General features: G+C 34.2%; 23 protein-coding genes and 1 pseudogene. 1 reads left to right on the top strand and 23 read right to left on the bottom strand.

From position 1 onward, the window contains the following. Positions 1–13 precede the first annotated feature (13 nt). From CD30_RS15460 to CD30_RS15415, 10 genes are all read right to left on the bottom strand, one after another. On the bottom strand, positions 14–1,567 hold the full coding sequence (locus CD30_RS15460) for a Na+/H+ antiporter NhaC family protein (protein ID WP_036178720.1): 1,554 nt from the start codon (positions 1,565–1,567) through the stop codon (positions 14–16). 33 nt (positions 1,568–1,600) lie between these two features. Next, positions 1,601–2,335 carry a FadR/GntR family transcriptional regulator gene (locus CD30_RS15455; RefSeq protein ID WP_036178717.1) on the bottom strand — a complete coding sequence of 245 codons (735 nt, stop codon included), beginning with the start codon at positions 2,333–2,335 and terminating at the stop codon, positions 1,601–1,603. Positions 2,336–2,541: 206 nt separating this feature from the next. Beyond that, positions 2,542–3,993 (bottom strand): aldehyde dehydrogenase family protein, encoded by a 1,452-nt coding sequence (locus CD30_RS15450; RefSeq protein WP_036178715.1) that lies wholly within the window; start codon positions 3,991–3,993, stop codon positions 2,542–2,544. A 236-nt stretch (positions 3,994–4,229) separates the two neighbouring features. Beyond that, positions 4,230–5,171 (bottom strand): aldo/keto reductase family protein, encoded by a 942-nt coding sequence (locus tag CD30_RS15445; RefSeq protein ID WP_036178713.1) that lies wholly within the window; start codon positions 5,169–5,171, stop codon positions 4,230–4,232. A 245-nt stretch (positions 5,172–5,416) separates the two neighbouring features. Further along, a complete protein-coding gene (locus tag CD30_RS15440) occupies positions 5,417–6,070 on the bottom strand; it encodes a DUF1801 domain-containing protein (RefSeq protein WP_084077975.1) in 654 nt (217 codons plus the stop codon). Positions 6,071–6,129: 59 nt separating this feature from the next. Continuing rightward, a complete protein-coding gene (locus tag CD30_RS15435; RefSeq protein ID WP_036178710.1) occupies positions 6,130–7,170 on the bottom strand; it encodes a DUF1835 domain-containing protein in 1,041 nt (346 codons plus the stop codon). A 272-nt stretch (positions 7,171–7,442) separates the two neighbouring features. Next, positions 7,443–7,766 carry a hypothetical protein gene (locus tag CD30_RS15430; RefSeq protein ID WP_036178708.1) on the bottom strand — a complete coding sequence of 108 codons (324 nt, stop codon included), beginning with the start codon at positions 7,764–7,766 and terminating at the stop codon, positions 7,443–7,445. Positions 7,767–7,965: 199 nt separating this feature from the next. Continuing rightward, positions 7,966–8,181 (bottom strand): hypothetical protein, encoded by a 216-nt coding sequence (locus CD30_RS15425; RefSeq protein ID WP_036178705.1) that lies wholly within the window; start codon positions 8,179–8,181, stop codon positions 7,966–7,968. A 163-nt stretch (positions 8,182–8,344) separates the two neighbouring features. Next, complete coding sequence (locus CD30_RS15420; protein ID WP_084077973.1) at positions 8,345–9,496, bottom strand: PAS domain S-box protein; 1,152 nt, start codon at positions 9,494–9,496, stop codon at positions 8,345–8,347. After that, positions 9,486–9,878 (bottom strand): PAS domain S-box protein, encoded by a 393-nt coding sequence (locus CD30_RS15415; RefSeq protein ID WP_052126255.1) that lies wholly within the window; start codon positions 9,876–9,878, stop codon positions 9,486–9,488. The genes CD30_RS15420 and CD30_RS15415 overlap by 11 nt, the downstream gene beginning before the upstream one ends. Positions 9,879–10,209: 331 nt before the next feature. Here CD30_RS15415 and CD30_RS15410 point away from each other — a divergent pair, with 331 nt between their 5' ends. Beyond that, complete coding sequence (locus tag CD30_RS15410) at positions 10,210–10,572, top strand: potassium channel family protein (protein ID WP_036178700.1); 363 nt, start codon at positions 10,210–10,212, stop codon at positions 10,570–10,572. 125 nt (positions 10,573–10,697) lie between these two features. On the opposite strand, the gene CD30_RS15405 is transcribed toward CD30_RS15410, so the two are convergent. From CD30_RS15405 to CD30_RS19880, 13 genes and pseudogenes are all read right to left on the bottom strand, one after another. Further along, the gene (locus tag CD30_RS15405; protein ID WP_036178697.1) at positions 10,698–11,591 is read right to left on the bottom strand and encodes a CAP domain-containing protein; all 894 of its coding nucleotides are present in this window, start codon (positions 11,589–11,591) and stop codon (positions 10,698–10,700) included. A gap of 343 nt (positions 11,592–11,934) precedes the next feature. After that, positions 11,935–13,077 carry a DUF4367 domain-containing protein gene (locus CD30_RS15400; protein WP_036178694.1) on the bottom strand — a complete coding sequence of 381 codons (1,143 nt, stop codon included), beginning with the start codon at positions 13,075–13,077 and terminating at the stop codon, positions 11,935–11,937. Positions 13,078–13,340: 263 nt separating this feature from the next. Next, a complete protein-coding gene (gene gucD, locus CD30_RS15395; protein WP_036178692.1) occupies positions 13,341–14,804 on the bottom strand; it encodes an alpha-ketoglutaric semialdehyde dehydrogenase GucD in 1,464 nt (487 codons plus the stop codon). A gap of 40 nt (positions 14,805–14,844) precedes the next feature. Further along, positions 14,845–15,780, bottom strand: coding sequence for a U32 family peptidase (locus CD30_RS15390; RefSeq protein ID WP_036178690.1), 936 nt, complete (start codon positions 15,778–15,780; stop codon positions 14,845–14,847). A 24-nt stretch (positions 15,781–15,804) separates the two neighbouring features. Further along, positions 15,805–16,572 carry an IclR family transcriptional regulator gene (locus CD30_RS15385; RefSeq protein WP_036178688.1) on the bottom strand — a complete coding sequence of 256 codons (768 nt, stop codon included), beginning with the start codon at positions 16,570–16,572 and terminating at the stop codon, positions 15,805–15,807. A gap of 39 nt (positions 16,573–16,611) precedes the next feature. After that, complete coding sequence (locus tag CD30_RS15380) at positions 16,612–17,877, bottom strand: TRAP transporter large permease (RefSeq protein ID WP_036178687.1); 1,266 nt, start codon at positions 17,875–17,877, stop codon at positions 16,612–16,614. Positions 17,878–17,908: 31 nt separating this feature from the next. Next, the gene (locus CD30_RS15375) at positions 17,909–18,409 is read right to left on the bottom strand and encodes a TRAP transporter small permease (RefSeq protein ID WP_036178685.1); all 501 of its coding nucleotides are present in this window, start codon (positions 18,407–18,409) and stop codon (positions 17,909–17,911) included. Positions 18,410–18,482: 73 nt separating this feature from the next. Beyond that, complete coding sequence (locus CD30_RS15370; protein ID WP_036178684.1) at positions 18,483–19,535, bottom strand: TRAP transporter substrate-binding protein; 1,053 nt, start codon at positions 19,533–19,535, stop codon at positions 18,483–18,485. A 31-nt stretch (positions 19,536–19,566) separates the two neighbouring features. Next, positions 19,567–20,724 (bottom strand): iron-containing alcohol dehydrogenase, encoded by a 1,158-nt coding sequence (locus tag CD30_RS15365; RefSeq protein WP_052126254.1) that lies wholly within the window; start codon positions 20,722–20,724, stop codon positions 19,567–19,569. 2,187 nt (positions 20,725–22,911) lie between these two features. Next, entirely contained in the window at positions 22,912–23,799 is an 888-nt protein-coding gene (gene rsiV / locus CD30_RS15340) for an anti-sigma-V factor RsiV (RefSeq protein ID WP_235802074.1), read from the bottom strand. A 1-nt stretch (position 23,800) separates the two neighbouring features. Beyond that, on the bottom strand, positions 23,801–24,262 hold the full coding sequence (locus CD30_RS15335) for an RNA polymerase sigma factor (protein WP_052126256.1): 462 nt from the start codon (positions 24,260–24,262) through the stop codon (positions 23,801–23,803). A gap of 298 nt (positions 24,263–24,560) precedes the next feature. After that, complete coding sequence (locus CD30_RS20795; protein ID WP_456243251.1) at positions 24,561–24,617, bottom strand: hypothetical protein; 57 nt, start codon at positions 24,615–24,617, stop codon at positions 24,561–24,563. A gap of 19 nt (positions 24,618–24,636) precedes the next feature. After that, positions 24,637–24,792: pseudogene (locus CD30_RS19880) on the bottom strand (thermonuclease family protein); the annotation flags it as partial. Positions 24,793–25,045: the final 253 nt, after the last annotated feature.

Raw genomic sequence — 25,045 nt, 5'->3', positions numbered from 1 at the left:
TTTATTTTAGTGATTATGCTTCTTTGTGAGATTCTACAGGAGTTACAGGATTTCCTTTTACTCTTTTATTCAGAATGTACAATAAAACTAACAGAAGTATGGCAGATACTATAATTCCTACAATCGCATTTTGTGTAAAGCCTGATGCAAGGAATCCACCTGCTGAAGAAAGTGCAATGATTATCGCATATGGAAGCTGTGTACGAACATGCTCGATATGATCGGCTGCTGCACCAGTAGATGACATAATAGTCGTATCTGAAATTGGCGAACAATGATCACCAAATAAACCTCCACTAATAACCGCACCAATCGCTAGTGCAATATTTAAATCTAATGCAGTCGCTAAAGGTATTGCAATCGGCATCATTATTGCAAATACACCCCACGAGCTTCCAGTAGCAAAGGCAATTAAAGCACCAATTACGAAAATGATTAAAGGAACTATGAAAGCTGGTATATTTCCACTTACAATATTCGTAATATAAGCACCTAACCCCATCGTGTCAGCTACAGAACCAATGGACCAAGCCATTACTAAGATAAGAGGTACAATCATCAGTTTTAAAATACCATTTGTTAATTCATCAAATAAGGAAAGAAGTGAGGTTTTATAACGAATACGTGCATATAAAATTCCACTAATAGCTCCAAAAATAAAACCAGAAATAATTGCTAGTACAATATTTGCATTTAAAAATGCACCACGGAAACCATTTTCTGATATATCTCCAGTCCAGAAAATTACTCCGAAAATTGAAACCATTAATACTACCATTGGAATAATGAAACTAAAGATATCAGATTTCGTTTCACTTACCTTTACTTCATTCTCAGCAGTCTCATCAATCATAAGCTTGTCATTTTCCCCGTAAAGCTGACCGTTTTCGATTGCTCGTTTTTCAGCGTAATACATCGGCCCAATATCGAGTTTCAAATTGATCACAAATAATACACCAATCATTGCAAAAAGCCCATAAAGATTATATGGAATCATTTGTATAAATAAGTTCCATGGGTTATCACTTAATCCTAAAGCTGCGAGCTGTGTTGCGATTAGCCCTGTTATAAATGGACCATAACTACTTATCGGTGACATCGCTGCAAGGGGGCTTCCCATCGAATCTAAAATATAAGCCAATTTGACACGTGATACTTTCATTTTATCCGCTAATGGTCGTGTAACTGTTCCAAGAATTAAAACAGGTTCTGTATAAGAAAATAAGAAGGAGCTTCCCCAAATAAAGTTTTGTGTTTTCCTTCTAGTGTTAATGCCTTTTGACATAAGATCTGCAAAAGATTTTGCTCCGCCCGTAACACGGAGGATGTTCACGAAACCGCCAGCTAATGTAACGAGGACTAGTAAACTAGCATTCCATGGATCTGCAATAGAAGGTATGACAACATCTGTAATGGAAGAGGTAAACCCGACAAAAGGATTCCATCCACTAATAATTGTTGCCCCTAACCAAACACCAATGAACAAAGAAAGAATCGTTTGTCTTGTAATAATCGCAATTACAATGGCAAGAACAGGTGGCAGAAGAGACAGGATTCCATATTCCAACGTAATACACCCCTTTTGTTTTTTATCCCAGGACTAATCAATACAATCAATTAGTTTTTGAATATGCATTTTAGAATAGTAAGAAGCTTTCTCAGAATCTCGGCTTAATATCGCATCAAGAATTAGCTTGTGTTCATCTAGGTGATGTGCCTGGCGAAGCTTTTGGGCTATATCAGGAAATTTTTCTTCTAGCTTTAGTTCCTCATGTATCAAAAGCTTTAACATCGCACCAAGAAAGCGGTTACACGAAAGGTCAGAAACAATACTATGAAAACTCATAGGAAGTGTATTAACTTCTATTTTTTCTCTCACATATTTGTCATGTACACAAACAGTCTCTTGCAATAATTGGATGTCTTCTATCGATGCATGTCCAACAATCTGTTTAATGATTTCAGGTTCTATTAATAATCTCACCTTTAGTAAATCAATAATATCTTGAGGATTTTCTGCGTCTGTTGCTTCCTTTACTTCATGTTCAATTTGCTGTCTTTCCACCAAAGATTTCATTCTCTCAAGCTCTAAAAATCCTACTTCAGTAAGTATACGCCCAAGTGAATTCTTTTTTTCTGTTAGCTCGAGACGGTCCATTTCTTTTAGTAATCTACCAACTGAAGCTAAACTAATACTAACGCCCAATTCTTCCATTCTTTCTTTTAAAATCCAAGTCCCCAATGGTTTATCTGAGTTGGCTAAACAATTCAGTGCAATAAATAAGTTGTGATTAAATTGGGTAAAACTAATTTCCTTCCCATTTTCTCCTACCAAAACATTTCACCTCCTCCTCAGTGATGAGTAGTTAAAGAATTATATTCATTTAAACTAGAAATATGCATATTATTTTTAGTTTATTAAATAAATCTTTTATTAGGAAACTTGGTTTTTGAATGGGTTTATCTATATCCACGTCTCTAGTTAAAATAAAAAAGCGTTTATTCCTTTTACAGAATAAACGCTCGTAATGCTTTCATTTATTAAAACGGGTATTCTCTTGGCTCTGTTTGGACAGAAATCCACTTTGTTGTAGTGAACTCATGAAGAGCCCACTCCCCACCATACCGACCGAGACCAGATGCTTTTTCCCCACCAAATGCAACTATCGGTTCATCATTTACTCCTTGATCATTCACATGGATCATTCCTGTTACAATCTGTTGAGCTACCTTTACCCCGTGCTCGATTGAGCCTGCATGAACTGCTCCACTTAATCCATATTCACTATCATTTGCGACCTGTATCGCTTCTTCCTCACTTTCAACTGCGATTACTCCTACTACTGGGCCAAAAATTTCTTCCTGTGCAATGGGCATATTATTTGTTACATCTGATAGTATTGTTGGGCCGAATACATTTCCCTCTACTTTACCTTGTAATGCATATTTTGCTCCCATTGCAAGACTATCTTCAACTAGTTTTTGGATACGGACTACCTGTTTGTTGTTAATTAAAGGACCTACTATAACATCTTCATTTCTTGGATCTCCGTACTTCACTTGGGACGCTTTTTCTGCGAAGGCTTCTAAAAATTTTTCATAGATTGGTCGTTCTACAATAATTCGATTTAGCGACATACAGATTTGGCCACTATTTAAAAATTTACCGAATGCTGCAGAACTTGCTGCACGCTCAATATCAGCATCCTTTAAGATTACCATTGCATTGTTCCCACCAAGCTCCAATGCCACTCGTTTTAAATGCTTGCCACATAACTCTCCAATATGTCGACCAACCGGAGTAGAACCTGTAAAAGAAATAATACTTGGAATTGGGTGCTCGACAAATGAATCCCCAACTTCTGAACTTTTACATACTGTTACATTAAACAAACCCTTTGGAATTCCCGCGTCCTCAAATAATTTACCAAGAAAAAGACCTCCCGAAATCATCGTTTGTACGTCAGGCTTTAATACAACACCATTTCCTGCTCCCAGCGCTGGAGCTACGGAACGCATCGTCAAATGAAAAGGGAAATTAAAGGGACTTATAATTCCGACGACACCCGCTGGCTTTTGATAGATGCGATTCTCTTTTCCTGGTATAACTGATGGCATTAGACGACCGTGCATACGTAGAGGAAATGTGGCTGCTTCTTTCATAATCGCGATTGATGCATTAATTTCAATTTTTGCTTTTGTGTAAGAAGCTCCATTCTCCACTACTAAGATCTGTAAAATTTCATCTTTACGTTCTTCTAATAAATCTACAGCTTTTTCCATAATCGCTGCTCTTTCATAAACATTAATTGCTTCCCATTCCTTTTGAGCTTTTTCAGCTGCCTTATAGGCTTCATCAATATCCTCAATATTCGCCAATCGAATTTCCGCAAGGACTTCATCATTAAAAGGATTTACATCTCTATAAACTGAATTACTGTTACCTTCTCGCCATTGTCCATTAATAAACTGTTTATTCCAATGATTGTACATTTTAAACTTCCCTTCGTGTTGAAATAATCTTTGATGCGAATTTGTACTTTAAAAAATATCCAGATCATATTTCCGTGTGGGTAGTACATGTTATATAAATATCTTTTACCAAAGTAATTCATTATTATGCCAGTACAAAAAAATTCCTCATTATTATTTATCTATCACACAAAGACTTTATAAAAAAACCCCCTAAAGAGTGTATTCTTTAGAGGGCAGTAAGATATATTTTCAAGTTATTGTAAAATCTTTTCAATTTTCTCTAACGTTCCTTCGTCTAACACAATGCCAGAAGCTTTTACATTTTCCTCAATTTGCTCTGGACGACTTGCACCGACAAGAGCACTTGATACATTTGGTTGTCTTAAAATCCAAGCGATTGCAAGTTGAGATATGGAAATACCTAGTTCATTTGCTACATTTGTTAATTGTTCTACTTTAGTTAAATGCTCATCGGTTAAGAATTTATTGATAGAAGTGTTATTTGTTGTTGCACGACTTCCTTCAGGTAGACTTTCACCTTTTTTATATTTTCCGGCTAAGACACCTTGAGCAAGAGGTGACCAAACGACTTGACCAATTCCATGCTTCTTGCTTACTGGTATAATTTCATTTTCAATTACACGATGGAACATATTGTATTGTGGTTGATTGACCACAATACGGTCAAGAAGTTTCTTGTCTGCAATATGCACTGCTTCTGAAATTTGCTCTGCTGTCCATTCACTAACACCTAAATATAAAACTTTCCCTTGGCGAACAAGATCATCAAAAGCACGAAGCGTTTCTTCAAGAGGCGTTTCAGGATCAAAGCGATGTGCATAGTAAATATCGACATAATCTACATTAAGGCGTTTTAAGCTAGCATTTGCTTGCTCCATAATATGTTTTCTAGAGAGACCGCGATCATTTGGACCTTCTCCCATTGGCCAAAATACTTTTGTCGCTAGCACAATGGAATCACGATTGAATGATTTAATCGCCTCTCCGACAACTTTTTCAGCTTCTCCTTGCATATATACATTCGCTGTATCAAAGAAGTTTATTCCTAAATCATAAGCACGATGAATCGTTTTAATCGCAGGGTTCGAATCTACATACCCGCCATAAGTTAACCAACTACCTAAACTAATTTCACTAACCTTTAGACCCGTATTCCCTAATCTTCTATAGTGCATACCACTAACCCCCTCCAGTTTAAAACCTATTAGTTTTATAGGAATAATATTAAAGGTAGTTTTTGGGTATGTCAATTAATGCTAATCGATGGATGAGCATATCGATATAGAGACAAATCGAATCGATTCAGACATAAAATGGAGCGATATTGACACAAATTGGAACGATATCAGGAGACTTGATATGTACCGACAGGCTCATCTTTCCCCTCATATTTTTTATAAAACAAAACACAAGTATTTATTTATCGAATATTTTTGTGAGAGCCGTCACAGTTAGGCATCTTCTTAGAATGTCCACAAATGCAATCATTTAAACCTTTTCCAGCTAAAATACGCTTTATATTTTTTTCAATCCTTGCCTCTCGAGTTTTGGATTGTTTAGCTTGAGAAAAATAATAAATATATGCATTTTGTCGCCCTGATGTTAGTGCTTCAAAGGCAGTTTTTAATTCAGGAACTTCATTAAATTTATTAAGAAGTTCTTCGGGGATTTGATAATCTTCCTTTTTTTTAAATTCTACCTCTAGCCCTGCTTTTTCAACTTCAATTGCTTGTTTAATATACTCTTTAATAATTGCTTCCTTTTCAACAATCTCTTTTATATTGGTAAAGCGAATCTGACGCGCCGCTTGTACATTTTCTGTTTGTTGAATAAGGATTCCATGAGGATCCTTTAACAAGGCACCTTTGTGAAAGAGTAGTGCACAATATTCTTTAAATCCGTGTATTAATACAACGTTTTTTTTCTCCAGTGTATAACAAGGGTGCATCCATTTAAAATTTTCAATCAGCCCGCAGTCAAGAACAATGCTTCTCAACGTCTCAAACTCTTCCTTCCATTTGTCAGCTTTATTTAAAAATTCATCCACCTTAGGATTTGTTCTACTATTTATCATTAATAAACCCCCTCTTCAATTTCTTTTAATTGTCTAATTTAGCCTATAAAGTTGGAACATTAGCGAATTTTAATGCTATAATATCGCATTGCCTTCGGAATACCTTCCATATCAAATATGCCATCGACGATTAAACGTCTTACGCGATATTCAATAAATTGGTCGCCAACATATTGATCTAAATGACCGATTACTTCTCCAATTATCCTAGCTGATTTAATAAAGTCATTTTGTTTTTTCTTCTGATGGAACTTCTTCACTGTATTGATAATGAACTCATCGAAAAAAGTTTCAGGAACACTCATTATTTTATGACTATCCCAAATTCTTAAAACTTCTTTGTCCTCACATAGTTGCTCCCATTGCTGTTCAAATACTTTACGTTCCTTTTGAGTTAGCGCATGACCATTTTTCTCTTTTTCATATATTTTTATTAATACATCAGATGAAAGTTCGCCCATATGTAGTGGCGTAAAATAGGTATCGGATCGATCAAAGTGCTTTTTATATGCTTCATTTGTATTAATGATAAAGATGTTGTTTGTTTTTTCTTTTAATAAATATAGAACAAATCTTAAACCTGTCTGTTCATGTGCATTTTCTCCAACCCAAATAATAATCGGGTGATGACTTGGTGTTTGTTTAATGTTTATTACAGTCTGTTTAAAGTGGTCTTTATAATCGAATAGTACCTCGTCATCTATGTTTATATGTGTTCTTAACCATTCATATCGATTAGCAATACCTTGTGAGTCATGTAAATGCCAAATCGAACCTATTGAAAACAAATCAGAAAAGGCTATAATTTTTTCCTGTTGATTTAATCCTAACTCTTTTAAAGCGATTCTTAAGCTACCTGTAGGCGAATTACCAAATACAATGTGAGTAGTATGAAATTTTGTTGGTTGCTTAACACTCGCTTGATTTTTTTGGTACTTCAACAGTTCGTTATATGTATCTTTTATATCTAAAAAGAATTGCTGCTCTGAATAACCTTTTCTTTCTTCAATAGCTTGCATACGCAAAAAGAATTGTAATAATAATGATTTCAATTCTTTTTCCTCCAAATGATTAATCATACCTTTTATTTCATCAAACAATTGGAAAACCTCCGTTTAGTAAACTTCACCATAAACCTTGAAAGAACTAATGATATACCACAGTAATGTATTAATCTAAAAAAACATTTCCCATAATCACTTTTTTAACCCACTTATAATTAAAACGAATTATATGGAATCATGTTACAATTATTTTTCAAGTAAATGTTCCTAAACATAAAAAAATGCAACTCTTGTTACTGAATTGCGCCCCCATTGTTGAATATCTAAATAGCCATTACCTTTTGATAGTAAAACTAAAGCCCTCCTATTTAGGATTGGGTTTTCATTAATTCATCAAAATAATCACTCGGATTAGAGATGTCATTATCAATAAAAAACTTTGCCCAATGTTTGAACATATCAATATAAGAGTCTTTATCCATACTTAAATCTCCTAATTCATCAATCTCTCCTTGAACTTGCACTTTATCATGTTTAAGATCAATAATGACAGTCATATATGTTTCTTCTTTGTATAAAACAGTACAGGTTACTTGTTGATTTACTAAATCAACTTTGGGAAACTCGTGTCGTACTCCTGTGGGCTTGAAAATTGTATATCCAACTTTTGACGGTTCTGAATTATTCTCCATATTTTCACCTCAATTTCCATAAATAGAATATTCGTTTATCAATTCTCATTTAAATATTAACATAAAGAGTGATATGACAGCTTTATATTACGAAGAGATACTTAATATTCGTAGCAATTGAACATGAAAAAAGACAGGCTCTTGCCTGTCTTTTATAACATTTTCCAACATTTAAGGGGATTCTAATTAATTTTGAAGCCTAATATCCTTGTTGTTCGCCTTCTTTTAATGAAGCATTAGGTGTTAGGTCCTCTTCTTCGACTTTTTGAAAGCCTTTATCTAATCTTCCTGCATTTTCTATGTCTCCCGAAGCTTTGTAGCCACCGACTGGAGCATTAGATGTTGTCCCGAAAAGATCCATTCCACCTAATTCTACATTAATTCTTTGTTTATCGTGTCCTTTACCTTTACTCACTATTATCACCTCTTTATTAATTTACCCAAAGAAAGCAATAATATAGATTTAAATTTTACCTTATAGTTGTTGCCACGAAAAAACTATCTATCATAAATTTTATAAAGTGTATGAGTTTTCTTTGCATGATACATTGCCATATCTGCATGACGAATGAGCATTTCTATATTTTTCCATGCTCAGGACTAAATACAACGCCAATACTAGTTGTTACTTGTATAATCGTATTGGATATATAAATAGGTTGCTTCAATATTTCATCAATTTTGTGTGTAATTTCTTTTATCTCTTCTTCATTCTTTACTCCTTGAAGTAATACAGCAAATTCGTCCCCACCTATTCGGTAGACACGCCCCTCAGAATTAAGGATTCCTGTTAACCTAGCAGTTACTTTTATTAAAACCATATCACCTGCTTGATGACCGTACGAATCGTTTACTGGCTTTAGTCCATGTAAATCTAAATACAGAATGGTGAACATTGTGTCCTTCTTAATTTCTTCTTCCAAATCTATGTGAAACTTAAGACGATTTGGTAAGTCGGTCAACGTATCATGATATGCACGATATCGAATTAGATCCTCTTCTTTTTTCCTTTCTGTCACATCCCAAAATACTAATTGGACAGCAGATTCCCCATTCATTTTAGTAGGTAATCCACTCACTTCAACATCTATCTCCCGACCGTCAAGCCGAATAAATCTTTCATATAATGGTGTAGTAAAGTGTCCCTCTTTTACACGTTCAATCCGTTTTGAAACTACCTGATGATAATCAGGATGAATTATATTAAATAGGTTTAAACCATTAATTTCTTTTATCTTTTCAGCACCCAATAAACGTAGTGCTGTTGAATTAGCGTATTGAATAATACTATTTTGATGTATCATTATCCCTAATGGGACATTTTCAATTAAATGTCTGTAACGTTCTTCGCTCTCCTTTAACGCTAACTCCATTTTTTTCCTCACTGTTATATCCCGACAACTAATCATTACTGTCTTTTTCCCCATATAAGAGAATGGAATTGCAGATAGAACAGCATCTATTATTTCTCCACTTTTACTTCGAATTTTGAAATCAAAATCATAAAGTGGTTTATGTTTACTAATAACTTCTTCGGTAATGCTTTTGGCAATATCCACCTTTGTTGGATCAATATATTCACTAATAAATCCTCCCTCCAATACTCTTACAGTGGTACCTACAAGATTTGCAGCGGCTTCATTCGCGTACATAATCTTTACCCCATCGTGTACAAAGATAGGATCTGGTGTATAGGTTAAGAGGCTACGAAACTTTTCTTCACTTTTCAATCAAACTGAGTTCCAATTGCTTTCTTTTTGTAATATCTTGCATTTGTGAGATAAAGCATAAAGCTTGTTCTCCTTTTCTTACAACAGAAACTGAAAGTAAAACCCATATAATTTTTCCACTTTTGTGGATATATCTTTTTTCCATCTCATATGAATCTTTTTTCCTGTCAATCAATTCCTGAACATGATGTAAATCTTCTTCTAGATCATCCGGATAGGTAACTGCTTGAAACGAAAGTGACAAAAGTTCATCTTCAGTATAACCTGTAATCCTTGATAACGCTGGGTTTACTTTAAGCCAATTCCCATCTAATGAAAGGATTGCCATACCAATCGGCGAAAAGTAAAAAGCTTGCTCAAACTGGTTTATGAAATTTAGCATGATAACTCCCTCAAAAAATATTTCATATAATCTTTGCACTTTTTACCGTAAACTTTTACTTCCACGAGAAAAATTAATAATAATTCATACATTTTTTATTAACCAATTATCTATTTAACATTTTTACTTGTCTATTAACGGACTCATTATTAACAAAACCTTATTTAAATGCTACACCAATTTTGATTTAAAAATACCTAAATAAATATAGGAGGTGATATTTTGAATGCAAAATTAAACTCAATAAGTTACTTTTAAAGTAAGTTTTGTAATTCGGCTATAAGGTCATAACTATAACTAATCAAACCAATTTTTTGTAAGGAGATGTAATATGATCTCATTTTTCTTAACGTTAAAAAGATTACTATCTGCTATTTTTAGAACCATGAAGGAGCCTTTATTTCGATCACTACTTTTAACTTTAGCCATCATTTTACTTTCAGGCACAATGTTTTATAAAGGTGTAGAAGGTTGGTCATTACTTGATTCGTTTTACTTTGCGTTTACTAGTTTAATGCCTACAAGTGTGAGTACAGGCTTAGTACCTCAAGCAAATTTAAGCAAATGGTTTACAATGATTTATCTAGTTGTAGGGATTGGTGTCATGCTAATGGTCTTAATTAGAATTGGTCTTGCAGTCGCAGATTTTGAACGAACAGAAGAAAAAAGTAATAATCATGATTCAGCTATATAGCAAATCCGACCAATTATCATAACAATAAAAGTACTCCTTTTACTTCCACTATAAAAAAGATGATCTTAAGTAATTAACTTAAAGATCATCTTTTAAAGTACTACAATATTCTATTACTTAATAAATTAAAGTTGGATAAACTGCTGTGTCCAATAGTTACCATCTTCAACAAAACCTACACCAATATGAGTGTAATTTGCATTCATAATGTTTTGACGATGTCCAGGTGAATCCATCCACGCTTGAACTACTTCTTGCGGAGTTTTTTGACCTTGTGCAATATTTTCACCGGCAGCACGATATGAAATCCCTGCAGCTTTGATTTGATCAAATGGGCTTCCGTAAGTTGGACTTGTATGTGAGAAGTAATTATTTTTCGCCATATCCGCAGATTTTGCTTCTGCAACATTCATTAAAGGCGTATAAATTTCAAGCGGTTTAAGACCCGCTTTGGTACGTTCAGCATTTGTTAAATTAACTACTTGTTTTTCAAATTCAGAAACGGATTGATTTACATTTGCAGTAGGTGTCTTTACTGGTGCTTCTGCTTGTTGATTATTTGAATTTGACGGTACAGTCCTATTGTTTTTATTTGCTTCTGGAGCTGTTGTATCATTATTTACTTCTGGATATGTTGCTTCTTTTGTTGGTGTTTGTTTTTTTATTTCTTTATTTTCAGTAGGTTTTGCGTCATTTGTTGTTTCTTTTTTAGCAGTAGTGTTAGCTTTATTTTCTTTTACAAATTTACCATTTGCGAGTTCTTTATATACGTCTAAATTATTTAATTTTTTATTTACTAAATCCTCAATATTATTTATATCAAGCTGTCCATTTGGCAATATGATTTTATCCATTATTTTTAAAGCAAATTCTTGATAACTATCCTCTTTAATGATTTGGATATTTTCAGTTTTTGCTTCATCCTTTGTCTCACGATTTAAACTAGCCGCGTCTGCGGAAGTAATTGATGTTGCTAATAATGTAGTTGCACAAAACGATGTCATTAACCATTTTTTCATTTTGTATTCCTCCTTTTCTACAACACCTATAGTACAGTACGATATGTGTAATATTTGGACCATAAACTGGTAACAGTAACAGTTAACTTCAACAATCTATTAAAATAGCATGTATAGAATCTATCATTTCCATAAAAATTACCAAGTTAAAAGTATATTTCCATCGAAAACCTATTGACAAGTTTTGAGACTTGATTTATAACTCATCAAATTTACTTTTGTTGCAAATAGATTACTAATATTCCCTTAAATCTCCGTTTGTCACATAGACTCTATATTCCATCATTCAAACATTTATAATAAAAAACACCTAAGTCAGAAAACCAACTTAGGTGTTGTAATATTAGATACTTTCAGCAACTTCTAATAATTGTTCGATAGTAAGATCTGTTCCCATTCCGCCTACTTCGTACAATAATCCATTTTCTTCCCAACTAATGCTTAAATAACCTTCCATATCATAAATAATACCTTCAGTGCCGCGTACTTCTATTGATTCACCTTCTACGTCTGCTAAACTGAATACTTCAATCGGATTCATCGTCAGCATTATCCAGTTATCAAAATCTTTGTCATAGCTGATTGTAACCATATCCATTGTTTCATCATAGTAGCCTTCAGTGAAGATGTATCCTTCTGGCACTGCTGACGGTTCAACGATTTCATAAGACACTAATTCCTGTAATTCTTCAACAGACATACTATCAGAATATGGATACATCTCATCTTCTGTTACCGCGCTTTCCTTCACTTCATCAGGAATTACAATCGGTTCCACTCCATTAATATTGGAAGTTGTTAATTCTCCTTTAATGTTCAACGGAGTCGTAGTATCTCCATCAACCATCTCAAGCTCAATATCGAAAACTTGCATTGTATGGATAAATGTTTCTTTATCAATATGATACTCTAAATTTAAATTTTTAATCTTAATCGAATTTATTAACTCTTCCATATATGGATCAGCTGAAACTTCCCCCATTGATGAAGAAATAACATCTTCAATTAATTCTCGATAAGTTTCATCGTTTCCTGACAACTTTAAAACATATTGATTTTCTTCCTCTGTCATTTCAAATTGTTCAGTAAACTTAGTTAACTTTTCCATCTCTTCTTTATTAATTTGATCAAAGCTTTCCAAGCCTAGCTCTGATGGATCCATTTCCATCCATTCGCCCATCATACTCATATATGCTTCATCTTGATTTAAGTAAGTTTCAATATCCATATTCATCCCTAACATGTCCATGTTCATGTTTAGATGAATCATATCTGGATTATGAGTGATATCGCCTTTCATTGATACTGATTGCTTCATATCATCCATGTCAATATCCATATCCATTTCAATCGAGTAGCTATGAATATCTGCACTTGCTTCTATCGATTTTGCTAATACTTCCGATTTGTCTAATGATGCTTTTCCACAAGCTGCTAACATCAATATAACTAAAACGCCTGCTAAGAAAAGGCCTATTTTTTTCATTAAAAAATTCTCCCCTCAAAAATATAATTAATAGTAATATAGATTACTAAACTATAGTAGCACCATAAAGAGAAATCTGTCTATCTATCAATTTATGGGAGAGTTATATGGAGGAAACTCGATCATTTTATTTACTTATTTAAATGAGTTTTTCAAAATAAAAACAGCCAGTTGTTGCACACTTTCAACAACTGACTGCAATATATATTTATAGGGGGTTTTTAATTAATTTAAAACAGTAATGGTTAATGGTTACTTTTGTTTTATTGTTGAATATATACCGTTTTAATAGAAGTAAAGAATTCAATAGCTGCTTGCCCTTGTTCTCTTGAATGTGAACTAGAATCTTTCATTCCACCAAATGGTGCTTGATATTCAACACCAGCTGTTTCTGCATTGATTCGGACTAATCCTGCTTCAATATCATTAACAAATTGAAGGATATTCCCAATGTTTTTCGTAAAGATCGAAGCACTTAAACCAAATGAAACATTGTTTGCTTCTTCGATTGCTTCTTTATATGAAGAAACTTTAATTAAAGCAATTACTGGACCAAAAATCTCTTCTTGAACGATGGACATATCAGAAGTAACATTTTCAAAAATTGTAGGTTCAACAAAGTAACCTGTTTTAAACTCTTCACTTTCTAAACGATTTCCACCGAAAATTAATGAAGCACCTTCTTCTTTTCCTTTTTCAATATATGAAAGAACCGTTTCCATTTGGCCCTTACTTGCACATGGTCCGTACCAAGTATCTTGAGAGAAACCATCTCCAACTTTAATTTTGTTTACTTCAGCTAAAAGCTTTTCTTTGAATTGGTCATAAATTGCTTCATGTACAATAACACGACTTGTTGCTGTACATTTTTGACCAGTAGATTTCATCGATCCAGTAAGAGTAGCCGTTACAGCATCAGAAATATCTGCATCATCCATAATAACAATTGGATTTTTACCGCCCATTTCTAATTGATATTTAATTCCACGGGCAAAAGCCTTAGAACCAATTTGTTTACCCACAGTATTAGATCCTGTAAATGTAATACCGTTAATTGGTGAATTTTCTACTAGTTCATTTCCAATTACACGTCCAGAGCCGTGAACTAAATTGAGTACACCTTTTGGAAGGTTTGCTCTTTCAACACATTCAACAAGCTTTGTTGCAGTTAAAGGAGCTTCTTGAGCAGGCTTAAAGACTACTGTGTTTCCGAAAATTAATGCTGGTGCCATCTTCCATGCTGGAATGGCGATGGGGAAGTTCCAAGGTGTAATTACTGCAACTACTCCAAGAGGCGCACGAGTTGTATACATAAGTGCACCTGATGCAGATGAAGGAATCACATCACCAGTCTTACGAACACCTTCTCCCGCATAATAACGGAAAATATCGATTGCTCGTTGAACTTCACCAAGAGATTCTGGATAAGTTTTACCCATTTCCATTGTCATTGCTTCAGCGATTTCATTTTTTGCTTTTTCAATTTCAGTTGCAATATCAAACAAATACTTACCGCGCACTGTTCCAGGTAAGTTAAACCAAGCCTTTTTCGCTTGATTTGCCGCTTCCACAGCTACAGCTACATCATTTGCAGAGGATGCTTGAATTTTGCATACCAGTTCACCATTTGCTGGATTAAAGTTATTAATCGTTTCTCCAGATTCTGAACTAGTCCACTCTCCATTAATATAATTCAAACAAACTAACTCTTTTACAGTCGCAGTCATTTAAAAACCTCCTAATTTTTAGTAAGAATAATAGAAATTATTATAAAACAGGAATGCCAAGATCTGATGCACCCTTTTCAGAGATGATTGCCTCAGGACAATACTTTTGAATAATTCTCATACCATGTGCCGCTCTTCTTACTCTTTCTCTACATAAATCTTCATTATACTTCTCTAGATGATACCCTGATGGATATACATCTGGATGGTTTCTTAATCCAAATTTTAAATAAACAGGAGCTAGTACTCTTATAAATTCTGGAATTTCGTAATGTCTTACAAAACCGCCGAGATTATCTGGTACCTCTACGTATAAATCAATTGGAATATCAATTACTTGGCGTATCGCTGCAAGCTTTGGTAACGTCAAGGCTGTTGGTACATTGTACGTATCCGCTCCAATTTCTGCCATTAATTTTACGGATACCGGATTTGAAGCCATTATTTGAACAGAAGCTTTAATCACAAAATCTTCTGGCAGCAGGCCTTTCTCTTTCATTTCCTTCGTTAATAATAGAAGACCTTCATCACCGATTAGTGCACCCCTTAACCCTAATTCAGCACCTCTTTGTAAATCCTCCATTGCATATACAAGCTGATCCATTCCTTCATGTCGTACACCAACATTTTTACCATTCGGCGTAAGAGGCTGTGCACTAATATCAAACGTACCACGTGGACCAGTAAATAAACTTAACTCCATACGCTCTTCATTTGCAATTTGACACATTTCTTTAATTTCATCATCGCTTAGCATCATAATTCCACTACCTTGGGACACACGATGAATCGGTACATTTAGCTTTTTCATTTCCTCTACAACGGCTTTTAATGCTTTAGGACCTTCCACACTAGGAATTTCCAATCGATATTGGGCTCCATCAGGAAATCTTTTTGTCGAAGAAGGTAAGTCGTATAGATCACTTTCAGGATATCCTAGTTCCTTTATAAATTGTCGTGTATTCTCCATCCCCATCACCTTCTCTTAAAAATTTTCTATTTATTGCTCTTTTGAATATCCAGAACGTAGAGATAATTGGTTTGCAAGCTTAACAACTTCTTTTCTTGCCATATCCCCTTTTTTCTCCCAGTGTGCTGTAATCATGGCAATACTCACACCAGCGATTATGCGCTTATTAAAATCATATACAGGTGCAGCTACACAATGTATGCCTTCAGCTGATTCTTGATGTTCCTCTATATAGCCTTGAACCTTAGCTTGTTGCAAATTTTCATAAAGCTTCTCAACAGAAGTAATGGTATATGGTGTTTTTGACATTAATGGCTCTTCAGAGTAAATATTTTTTAGCTCTTCAAGGGAGTACTGAGATAATTGTATTTTTCCTATTGAAGTGGCATAGGCAGGGAACTTCATTCCAGGTTCTGTTACAAGTTGAACCATTGAATCATCCTTTACTTTCCCAAGATAAATAACGTCCCCACCGTCTAATATTCCAAGCTGTAAATTCTCTTTCACTTTCATTTGGACTTCCGCTGCCTCTTCGTAAAAGGCATGAAGTAAATTAAACTGCTTTAGATAAGCCGCTCCAAGGGAACCCATTGTCCCCCCTAGGCTATATACATCACCTATATGTTTGGTAATCCAGCCCAGTTTTTCCATTGTATTAATGAGTATGAAGAGTGTACTTTTATTAATCTCAAGCTTTTTAGAAATATCTATTAATCTATATTTACTTGGGTTTTCTGCAATAAGATTGAGTACCTTATCTGCTCTCTCTAGTGCTGGATTCCAATATTTTTCATTCACAAAATAACTCCCTTTCAAATAAACGTTCTAGTTGTCGGATTATTTCGAAATTAAAACAGACGTTATTCCCGGGAAGAAGATGAGTATCGCCAAATTCAGTAACATAATTAAAATAAATGGTATAACACTCTTAACTAGTTGATTGAATTGAATGTCTGATAACGACTTTGCTACGAACAAATTGACTCCTAATGGAGGTGTTAATAATCCTATTGCTAAGTTTACAATCATCAATACGCCAAAGTGAGTAAGATTGATTCCGTACATTTGTAGCATCGGCAATAGAATTGGAACTAGTAAGATAATCGCAGCATTTAATTCCAAAAATGTCCCTACAAATAATAATATTAAATTAATGATTAATAAAAATACAATCGGACTTTCTGTGAAAGATGTTAATGCTGATGCGATTTTAACTGGAATTTGTTCAACTGTGATTAACCAGCTAAGTAAGTTTGCTGTGGCAATGATAAAAAGTACCATTGCTGATAATGAACCTGCTTCAACAAATGTCTTTTTAAGTTCCGAAAACTTCATCGTACGATATATAAATAGCGAAACAATTAGTCCGTAAATACACGCTACCGCACCCGATTCAGTTGGTGTAAACCACCCTGCATAAATACCACCTAAAATGATCAGTGGCATTAATAAACCAAGAATCGACCGTTTAAAGTTATAAAAGAACTTCTTTAAGCTTGTTTTCTCTCCGCCCTTATAACCTCGTTTTTTCGAGATAATATAACTATAGATAATCATAGATATTCCCATTAAAATACCAGGTAACACACCAGCAATAAATAAATCACCTACACTGGTGCTAGCTGAAATTCCATAGGTTATAAATGGTATACTCGGCGGTATGATAATCCCGATTGTTCCACTTGCTGCAATAAGAGCAAGTGCAAACTTTTTATCATATCCTTCTTTAATCATTGCTGGCACCATAATGGCACCAATTGAAATTACTGTTGCTGGTGCTGAACCTGAGATTGCCGCAAAGAACATACTTGCTATTACGGCAATAATCGCAAATCCTCCAGTAATGGAACCAACAATACTAGCAGCTAAATCAACAAGTCTTTTTGAAATTCCACCAATCTCCATGATTTTCCCTGCAACCATAAATAGCGGGATAGCCATTAGAGAAAAGCTATCTAAACCAGTAATCATCCTTTGAACAGCTACTATTGGATTTATGTCTGAAGTTAGTAAAACGGCAGTGGACGCTAATCCAACACTAATTGCAAGCGGAACATTCATAACTAGTAAGGCTAATAAGAATATAGCTAATATCGTCGCCATCCTAACCCCCCCTATCTAAAGATTTAATATATTAAGCTTCTTCCGGCTTATTTGAATTCGTCATTTCATTAAATAAAAGTATGATATATCGTAAAAACATGAAAATCGTACCGACTATTATAGATGAATAAACAACATACATCGGGATATGCATAGCTGGTGATTGTTGATGAGTTTCTATTAAGCTATTAATAAACGGAATCCCGATAAATACAACCAAGCCACAATATACAAGCGCGAAAAGATAGCTTACAATTCTAAGTATTTTATTGCCTCTCTCTGATAGGTAAATAACTAAAACATCCAGAGTAATATGTGCACCAGTTTTCACTCCATAACTTGCAGCAATAAATGTAGCCCAGATCATTACATATCTTGCAAATTCCTCTGTCCAAGTAAGCGGAGCGTTAAAGATATAGCGACTCACGAAGCTGGCAAAAACCGCTAATAGCATTGATAATAATAGAAGAAACGTCAAATTTTCTTCGATTTTCGTTAAAATATTATCTAATGTCCTTATAACCTTTTTCAAAGAGTTCACCCCTTTTATAAAACAATAAAGAAGAAAATACTTTCTTCTTTATTGTTTTTGTCAAATTTATTTTTTAGTTGGCTTCAGCTTGTTCAATAGCTTCCATTAAGTCATCAAATAATTCTTCACCAATTTGTGTTCTATAGCTATCCACAACAGGTTGTGCTAATTTTTTGAATTCTGCAATTTGTTCTTCGCTTAACTCAATTACTTCAACACCGTTTTCTTTTACTAAATCGATACCCTCTTCTGTTTGTTTTCTGTTCATTTCACGTTCAACTGTGCTCCAGTTTTTCGCTTCTTCTTGAATAATTGTTTGTAAGTCTTCTGGTAATGTTTGGAAGTAGCTATCATTAACGATGAACGCATATGCTCCATAAACATGAGAGTTTAATGAAATATATTTAGTAACTTCATAGAAACGCATTCCAGTAATTAATGAGATTGGATTTTCATAACCATCAATAACCCCTTGTTGTAACGAGCTATACAATTCTGGGAATGCGATTGGCGTTGGACTTCCACCGAAAGCAGTAATCATATCCATATGTGCTTGGTTTTCTTGTGTTCTAATTTTTTGTCCTTGAATATCTGCTGGTGATTCAATTGGACGAACATTACTTGCCATATGACGAACTCCATTTTCTCCCCAAGCTAACCCTCTAAGACCAGTTTCCTCTAACATTAAGTCAAACAGTTGATCACCAAATGGACCATCTAATACTTCGTCTGCAATTTTTTCATCAGTGAATAAGTAAGGTAAATCTAATACCATCATTTTTTCAAAGAATCCAGCAAATGGTGCTGTAGATAATACGGCCATTTCAATTGTTCCTAATTGAACGCCTTCAAGTGCTTCACGTTCACCACCAAGTTGACTGTTTGGATATGTTTCAACAATAATTCTTCCGTTACTTCTTTCTTCAACAGCTTTTTTAAATTCTTGTAATGAATTTTCAAGTCTATCATTTGTTGCTGCTGATGAGTGGGCGATACGAATTTTATAAGTTTGATCATCCCCACCACCTTCAGATGTACTTGAACCTGATTCACTTCCACCACCACAAGCTGCTAAGAAAAGAATAGTAGCTAATAAAGGTAATAAAATTTTAAATAGTTTTTTCATACAATTTCTCCCCATCCCTTAAAAAATTTTTTTAAAGTACCCCATCATAAGAATCTCTGATCAATTTTTCTACATCTTTAGAAGTTGTAAGACGTGGATTTACTAATATATTTCCACTTCTCATTGAATCAGCTATTAATTTATCAATCTCAGATAAATCAACGCCTAAATCCTTTGTATTATTTGGTATATCAAAGGAGTGATTCCATTCAACAATTGTATTCACAACCTTCTCAGCAATAATGACATCGCTTTCATTTTCAGTTTGAATACCCATTGCATTTGCAATGTCGACCATTTCTTTTAAACAAGCTGGTGCGTTAAATTTTAGAACATATGGTAAAAGTGCTGCATTTGCTATCCCGTGTGGAATATCAAAGACCCCACCTAAAGCCTGTGAGATTGCATGAACATTTCCTAATCTCGTTTGAGAAAATGCTAGACCTGCTAACATGGAAGCCTCTAACATTTTTTCTCGACTCTCTAAGTCAGTTCCATAATAGTAAGCCTTATGAATATTCTTAGATATTAAGCTAATAGCATGTAGGGCAATACTTCCACTAATAGGATTACTTTGTTTTGATATGTAAGACTCAATTGCATGTGTTAATGCGTCAATCCCTGTTGAAGAAGTAATCCCTGGTGGACACCCTAATGTTAATGTTGCATCTAAAATTGCTAAATTCGGAAATACTTTAGGACTTATAATTGCCGCTTTAAATAAAGTATTTTCATCCGTAATAATCGTGGATGCTGTAACTTCACTACCTGTTCCGGCTGTTGTTGGAACCGCTACCAAGAATAGCGAGTCGTTAATGACGTTTCCTACACCTTCATAGTCTAAAATTTCCCCTTCATTTGTTGCCATAACTGCAATTGCTTTTGCTGTATCAATGGAGCTTCCCCCTCCAAATCCTACAATTGCGTCAAAGTTACTTTCAGAAAGCTTTTGAACCCCTTTTCTAATAGTGGATGATTTTGGATTCGGTTCCACTTCATCAAAAATCCCATATGAGATATTACTGTTATCGAATGATTGGAACATTGCATTTAATAGTCCAGCGTTTAAAACCCCTTTATCTGTGACGACTAAAACATTTTTTTTATTTTCTTTTTCTAATATTTCTCCCAATTTACCAGAACTATTGTTTTCAAAGATAATTCTAGTTGGCATGTAGTAGTTATACATGGAATCCCCCCTCTGTCGTGATGATTTTGGTTTAATATATTAAACCAGTTTTATTATATTAAACTTGAGAACATAATAGCATAATATTCTGTAAGTTGAAAACCCTTTCTTTTAAAAAAAATTTAATTATTTTAGCTTTTTCGTAACGTAAAGCAGAAAAAAACGTAGACAGAATATTACAAAAACATTGGTGTTATTGGGTTTTTACGTATTTTAGGAGGGAGGGTGATAATTATAATTTTGCTAATATTTCGAAAGATGAATGTAAAACAGGGGGCTTTCTACTATCGATAGATGTAATGAAATGTGGTTTTTATAGTTAAAATTGATTTTTTGGTTTATTGGATACTGTTTATGGGGGAGGGTGACCGGGTGATTGAGGCTGAAAAGATCTTAGTTGAGCTGTGAAAGTACGTAAGTGATGGATTTTTTCTTTATTGTGGGGAACTTTTTATTGATAATTGCATTGCGTTTGGGCACTTTTATTTGTGAAAGTTCCCTTTTTCTTGAGAATTCCATTGCGTTTGGGCATTTTTTATTGTGAAAGTTCCCTTTTCCTTGAAAATCGCATTGCGTTTGGGCACTTTTATTTGTGAAAGTTCCCTTTTCCTTGAAAATTCCATTGTATTTGGGCATTTTTTATTGTGAAAGTTCCCTTTTTCTTGAGAGTCGCATTCCGTTTGGGCACTTTTATTTGTGAAAGTTCCCTTTTCCTTGAAAATTCCATTGTATTTGGGCACTTTTATTTGTGAAAGTTCCCTTTTCCTTGAGAATTCCATTGCGTTTGGGCACTTTTCATTGCGAAAGTTCCCTTTTTACTGAAAACTTCAATGTATTTGGGTACTTTTCATTGCGAAAGTTCCCGTTTCCTTGAAAATTCCATTACATTTGGGCACTTTTTATTGTGAAAGTTCCCTTTTCCTTGAAAATCGCATTGCATTTGGGCACTTTTCATTGCGAAAGTTCCCTTTTTACTGAAAACTTCATTGTATTTGGGCACTTTTTATTGCGAAAGTTCCCTTTTCCTTGAAAATCACATTGCTTTTGGGCACTTTTCATTGTGAAAGTTCCCTTTTTACTGAAAACTTCATTGCATTTGGGCACTTTTATTTGTGAAAGTTCCCTTTTTACTGAAAACTTCATTATATTTGGGCACTTTTATTTGCGAAAGTTCCCTTTTCCTTGAAAATCGCATGGCGTTTGGGCACTTTTATTTGCGAAAGTTCCCTTTTCCTTGAAAATTCCATGCATTTGGGCACTTTTCATTGCGAAAGTTGCCTTTTTATTGATAATTGCATTGCGTTTGGGCATTTTTCATTGTGAAAGTTATCTTTTTACTGAAAACTTCATTGTATTTGGGCACTTTTATTTGTGAAAGTTCCCTTTTCCTTGAAAATCGCATTGCGTTTGGGCACTTTTCATTGTGAAAGTTCCCTTTTCCTTGAATACCGCATTCCGTTTGGGCACTTTTATTTGTGAAAGTTCCCTTTTCCTTGAGAATTCCATTGCATTTGGGCACTTTTTATTGCAAAAGTTCCCTTTTTCTTGAGAGTCGCATTCCGTTTGGGCACTTTTATTTGTGAAAGTTCCCTTTTCCTTGAGAATTCCATTGCTTTTGGGCACTTTTTATTGCAAAAGTTCACTTTTTCTTGAGAGTCGCATTCCGTTTGGGCACTTTTATTTGTGAAAGTTCCCTTTTCCTTGAAAATCTCATTGCTTTTGGGCACTTTCCATTGCGAAAGTTCCCTTTTCCTTGAAAATCGCATTGCGTTTGGGCACTTTCCATTGCGAAAGTTCCCTTTTTACTGAAAACTTCATTGTATTTGGGCACTTTTCATTGCGAAAGTTCCCTTTTCCTTGAGAATTCCATTGCATTTGGGCACTTTTCATTGCGAAAGTTACCCTATTCTTGAAAATCGCATTCCGTTTGTGCACTTTTCATTGCGAAAGTTCCCTATCCCCTTAAAATCCCCTTGTATTCAGGCACTTTTAAATAAAAATGCCACTAAAGATCTGGAAATTCCATCCACAATTCACTTTAAAACTAAAAACCCCTGTTCTCCTAATAATAGGGGCAAACCATGAAAAATTAATTAGAGCTCGGACACTGTAAACAATGCCGAGCTCTAGGAAAAATTGAACGATCGAAGTATTTAATTCGACTTTAACCTCATCTACTAAATTCCTTTATTTTAAGTACTCGTTACTAACAAGAATTTCTTGCAATACTTTAGTAGGTATTATAAATTCAACTGGACCCATGTAACCAGGTGCCACATCATATTCATTAAACGCAATTACTAATTCGTTATTTGAATTAATGTAGAAGTTTTGATTCAATGAAATTTCCTTAAAACCATCTGGATCATCTGGTGATTCAATAAAATATGTTATTGAGGAATCATCCTCCATTTGTTTGTTCATCTGTTCTTTAATATTTGTACTAATCACATCTACATAGCTATTATCCTTAAATAAACTTGGTAATGTTACTAGTAGTTCATTCTTTTTATCAATTGTATCGTATTGAATTGTTGTCATAGAGGACGCTACTGTTTCTTCAACGTAACGACCAATTGATAACAGTTGATCTGTTTCCGTTTTAATGATATACCCACTATCAACTTTTAGATGTCCATCTTCACCAAATGCCTTTTGTGTTTCCATTTCATTCATAAACGTTTCATAAAGCTTTTGACTTTCCTCTAGATATTTATTATTCAAGCTCTGTTCTAACGATTCATTTTCTAAATTTTCGATTGCTGGTACTTTAATATTTGCTTCATAATTACCTTCATCAATACTGTAATCCTGAATTGTTAATACATTAACAATGCTCCCAACCACAGGTATATCCTTTAAAGATTGAGCAAATGCAGGGCTTAAATTTAAACTTGTTGTAAAAATTACAGCAGCTGCTGCAACTCCGGCAACCCATCCTAAACTTTTTCTTTTTGGCTTTTTCTGCATTAAGGCATTTTGCACAACCTTATCAAGCTCCGAAGGAATAGGTATATTTTTATATTCTTCTTTTAATCTTTCCATTTTGTTTTTCTCCATATTTTTATGATCCATACTATTTTGCCTCCTCAAAATTAAAATCCTCCATTTGAACACGCAGCACTTTTAAACCTTTGTAAATCCGAGTTTTAGTCGTATTAATGTTCAAATCTAAAATTTCAGCTACTTCCTCAATTTTTAAGTCCTCAAGATATCGAAGGACGATTACACTTCGATAATCAGGTGGTAATTCATTTAATGCCTGCTGTAAATCGATATTTACATAGTGATCAATTTGGCCTGGTGAATGTTGTTCAATTGTTGTTTCATCCACTACTTGGACTTTTTTTCTTCGTCGTAAAAAATCCAATGATGTATTAACGACAATTTTATAAAACCAGCTTTTAATTGCTTTTCGATCTTTTAGTGTATTTGCTGAAATTGCTTTTTGAATAGAATCCTGCACGATATCAAGCGCATCATCAGCGTTTTGTACATAACTATAGGCTAGTCGATAAAAATTTTCTTTGTTTTGCATAACGTATTCTGATATAACATTATCCCACCTAGGCTTTAACACATGACAACTCTCCTTGTTTTATTCTCGTTAGCTAACGTAGTTTCATAAAATAGACGGATAGAGTATGGAAAAAAGTTTGAGGAAATTAATAATTTTTATATTTTTTTCTAAAAAGCTTTTACTATATTAAGTAAATTATAATCCTTGTTTTGAGAATGTATTTTATCATTTTTCAAATCCATCGATCTTCCCACAAAAAAACAGCTCTGATTTATTTATCATGAGCTGTTTAGTATAGTTTACAAGTTAGTTCTAATTATCTTGGAGCTGCATTATATCCAGCACTTTCTGCTTCTTCTACAGAACAAAACATCTCTTCCGGAATAGTGGAGTCTTTGATTTTCTAGTAACTGTTTCGTAAATTCCTTCGCTTCTTCCCCATATGGTTGAAGTCCTAAGCTAGGATGATTGGTTTCTGGTGTGTCGACAAGTAAAAAGCGTACCAGCTCAGTCGATCCATTATAGTTTATTTTTATTGTATCACCATCATATCGCCATAAAATATAATGTACATATTAGATTTTTTTATCCAACACCTTATAAATTCTAGGAAAATTAAAACTTTCATACATGCACATAATTAAAGCCTGTACACATTTAATACTCAAATCTATTAACAGTGTACATAATTATAATAATAACTAGTTTATTACTAATATCTTAAAAGACTTTCCCATAACAGACTACTAAGTGGTACTGTCAATATTTTTGTGTAAATGACTTTTCAACTTCTCAAGGTAG

The organism is Ureibacillus massiliensis 4400831 = CIP 108448 = CCUG 49529 (assembly GCF_000772965.1).
Classification (GTDB): Bacteria; Bacillota; Bacilli; order Bacillales_A; family Planococcaceae; genus Ureibacillus; species Ureibacillus massiliensis.
This window is presented reverse-complemented; position numbering and strand designations above follow the sequence as displayed.

Excerpts from the sequence above, each read along its gene's own strand:
- CD30_RS15410 (WP_036178700.1), top strand. The coding sequence starts at position 10,210 with ATGATCTCATTTTTCTTAACGTTAAAAAGATTACTATCTGCTATTTTT.
- CD30_RS15370 (WP_036178684.1), bottom strand. The coding sequence starts at position 19,535 with ATGAAAAAACTATTTAAAATTTTATTACCTTTATTAGCTACTATTCTT.
- rsiV (WP_235802074.1), bottom strand. The coding sequence starts at position 23,799 with ATGGATCATAAAAATATGGAGAAAAACAAAATGGAAAGATTAAAAGAA.
- CD30_RS15390 (WP_036178690.1), bottom strand. The coding sequence starts at position 15,780 with ATGGGGATGGAGAATACACGACAATTTATAAAGGAACTAGGATATCCT.
- CD30_RS15335 (WP_052126256.1), bottom strand. The coding sequence starts at position 24,262 with ATGCAAAACAAAGAAAATTTTTATCGACTAGCCTATAGTTATGTACAA.
- CD30_RS15440 (WP_084077975.1), bottom strand. The coding sequence starts at position 6,070 with ATGATAAATAGTAGAACAAATCCTAAGGTGGATGAATTTTTAAATAAA.
- CD30_RS15415 (WP_052126255.1), bottom strand. The coding sequence starts at position 9,878 with ATGCTAAATTTCATAAACCAGTTTGAGCAAGCTTTTTACTTTTCGCCG.
- CD30_RS15450 (WP_036178715.1), bottom strand. The coding sequence starts at position 3,993 with ATGTACAATCATTGGAATAAACAGTTTATTAATGGACAATGGCGAGAA.
- CD30_RS15400 (WP_036178694.1), bottom strand. The coding sequence starts at position 13,077 with ATGAAAAAAATAGGCCTTTTCTTAGCAGGCGTTTTAGTTATATTGATG.
- CD30_RS15365 (WP_052126254.1), bottom strand. The coding sequence starts at position 20,724 with ATGTATAACTACTACATGCCAACTAGAATTATCTTTGAAAACAATAGT.
- CD30_RS15430 (WP_036178708.1), bottom strand. The coding sequence starts at position 7,766 with ATGGAGAATAATTCAGAACCGTCAAAAGTTGGATATACAATTTTCAAG.
- CD30_RS15380 (WP_036178687.1), bottom strand. The coding sequence starts at position 17,877 with ATGGCGACGATATTAGCTATATTCTTATTAGCCTTACTAGTTATGAAT.
- CD30_RS15405 (WP_036178697.1), bottom strand. The coding sequence starts at position 11,591 with ATGAAAAAATGGTTAATGACATCGTTTTGTGCAACTACATTATTAGCA.
- CD30_RS15445 (WP_036178713.1), bottom strand. The coding sequence starts at position 5,171 with ATGCACTATAGAAGATTAGGGAATACGGGTCTAAAGGTTAGTGAAATT.
- gucD (WP_036178692.1), bottom strand. The coding sequence starts at position 14,804 with ATGACTGCGACTGTAAAAGAGTTAGTTTGTTTGAATTATATTAATGGA.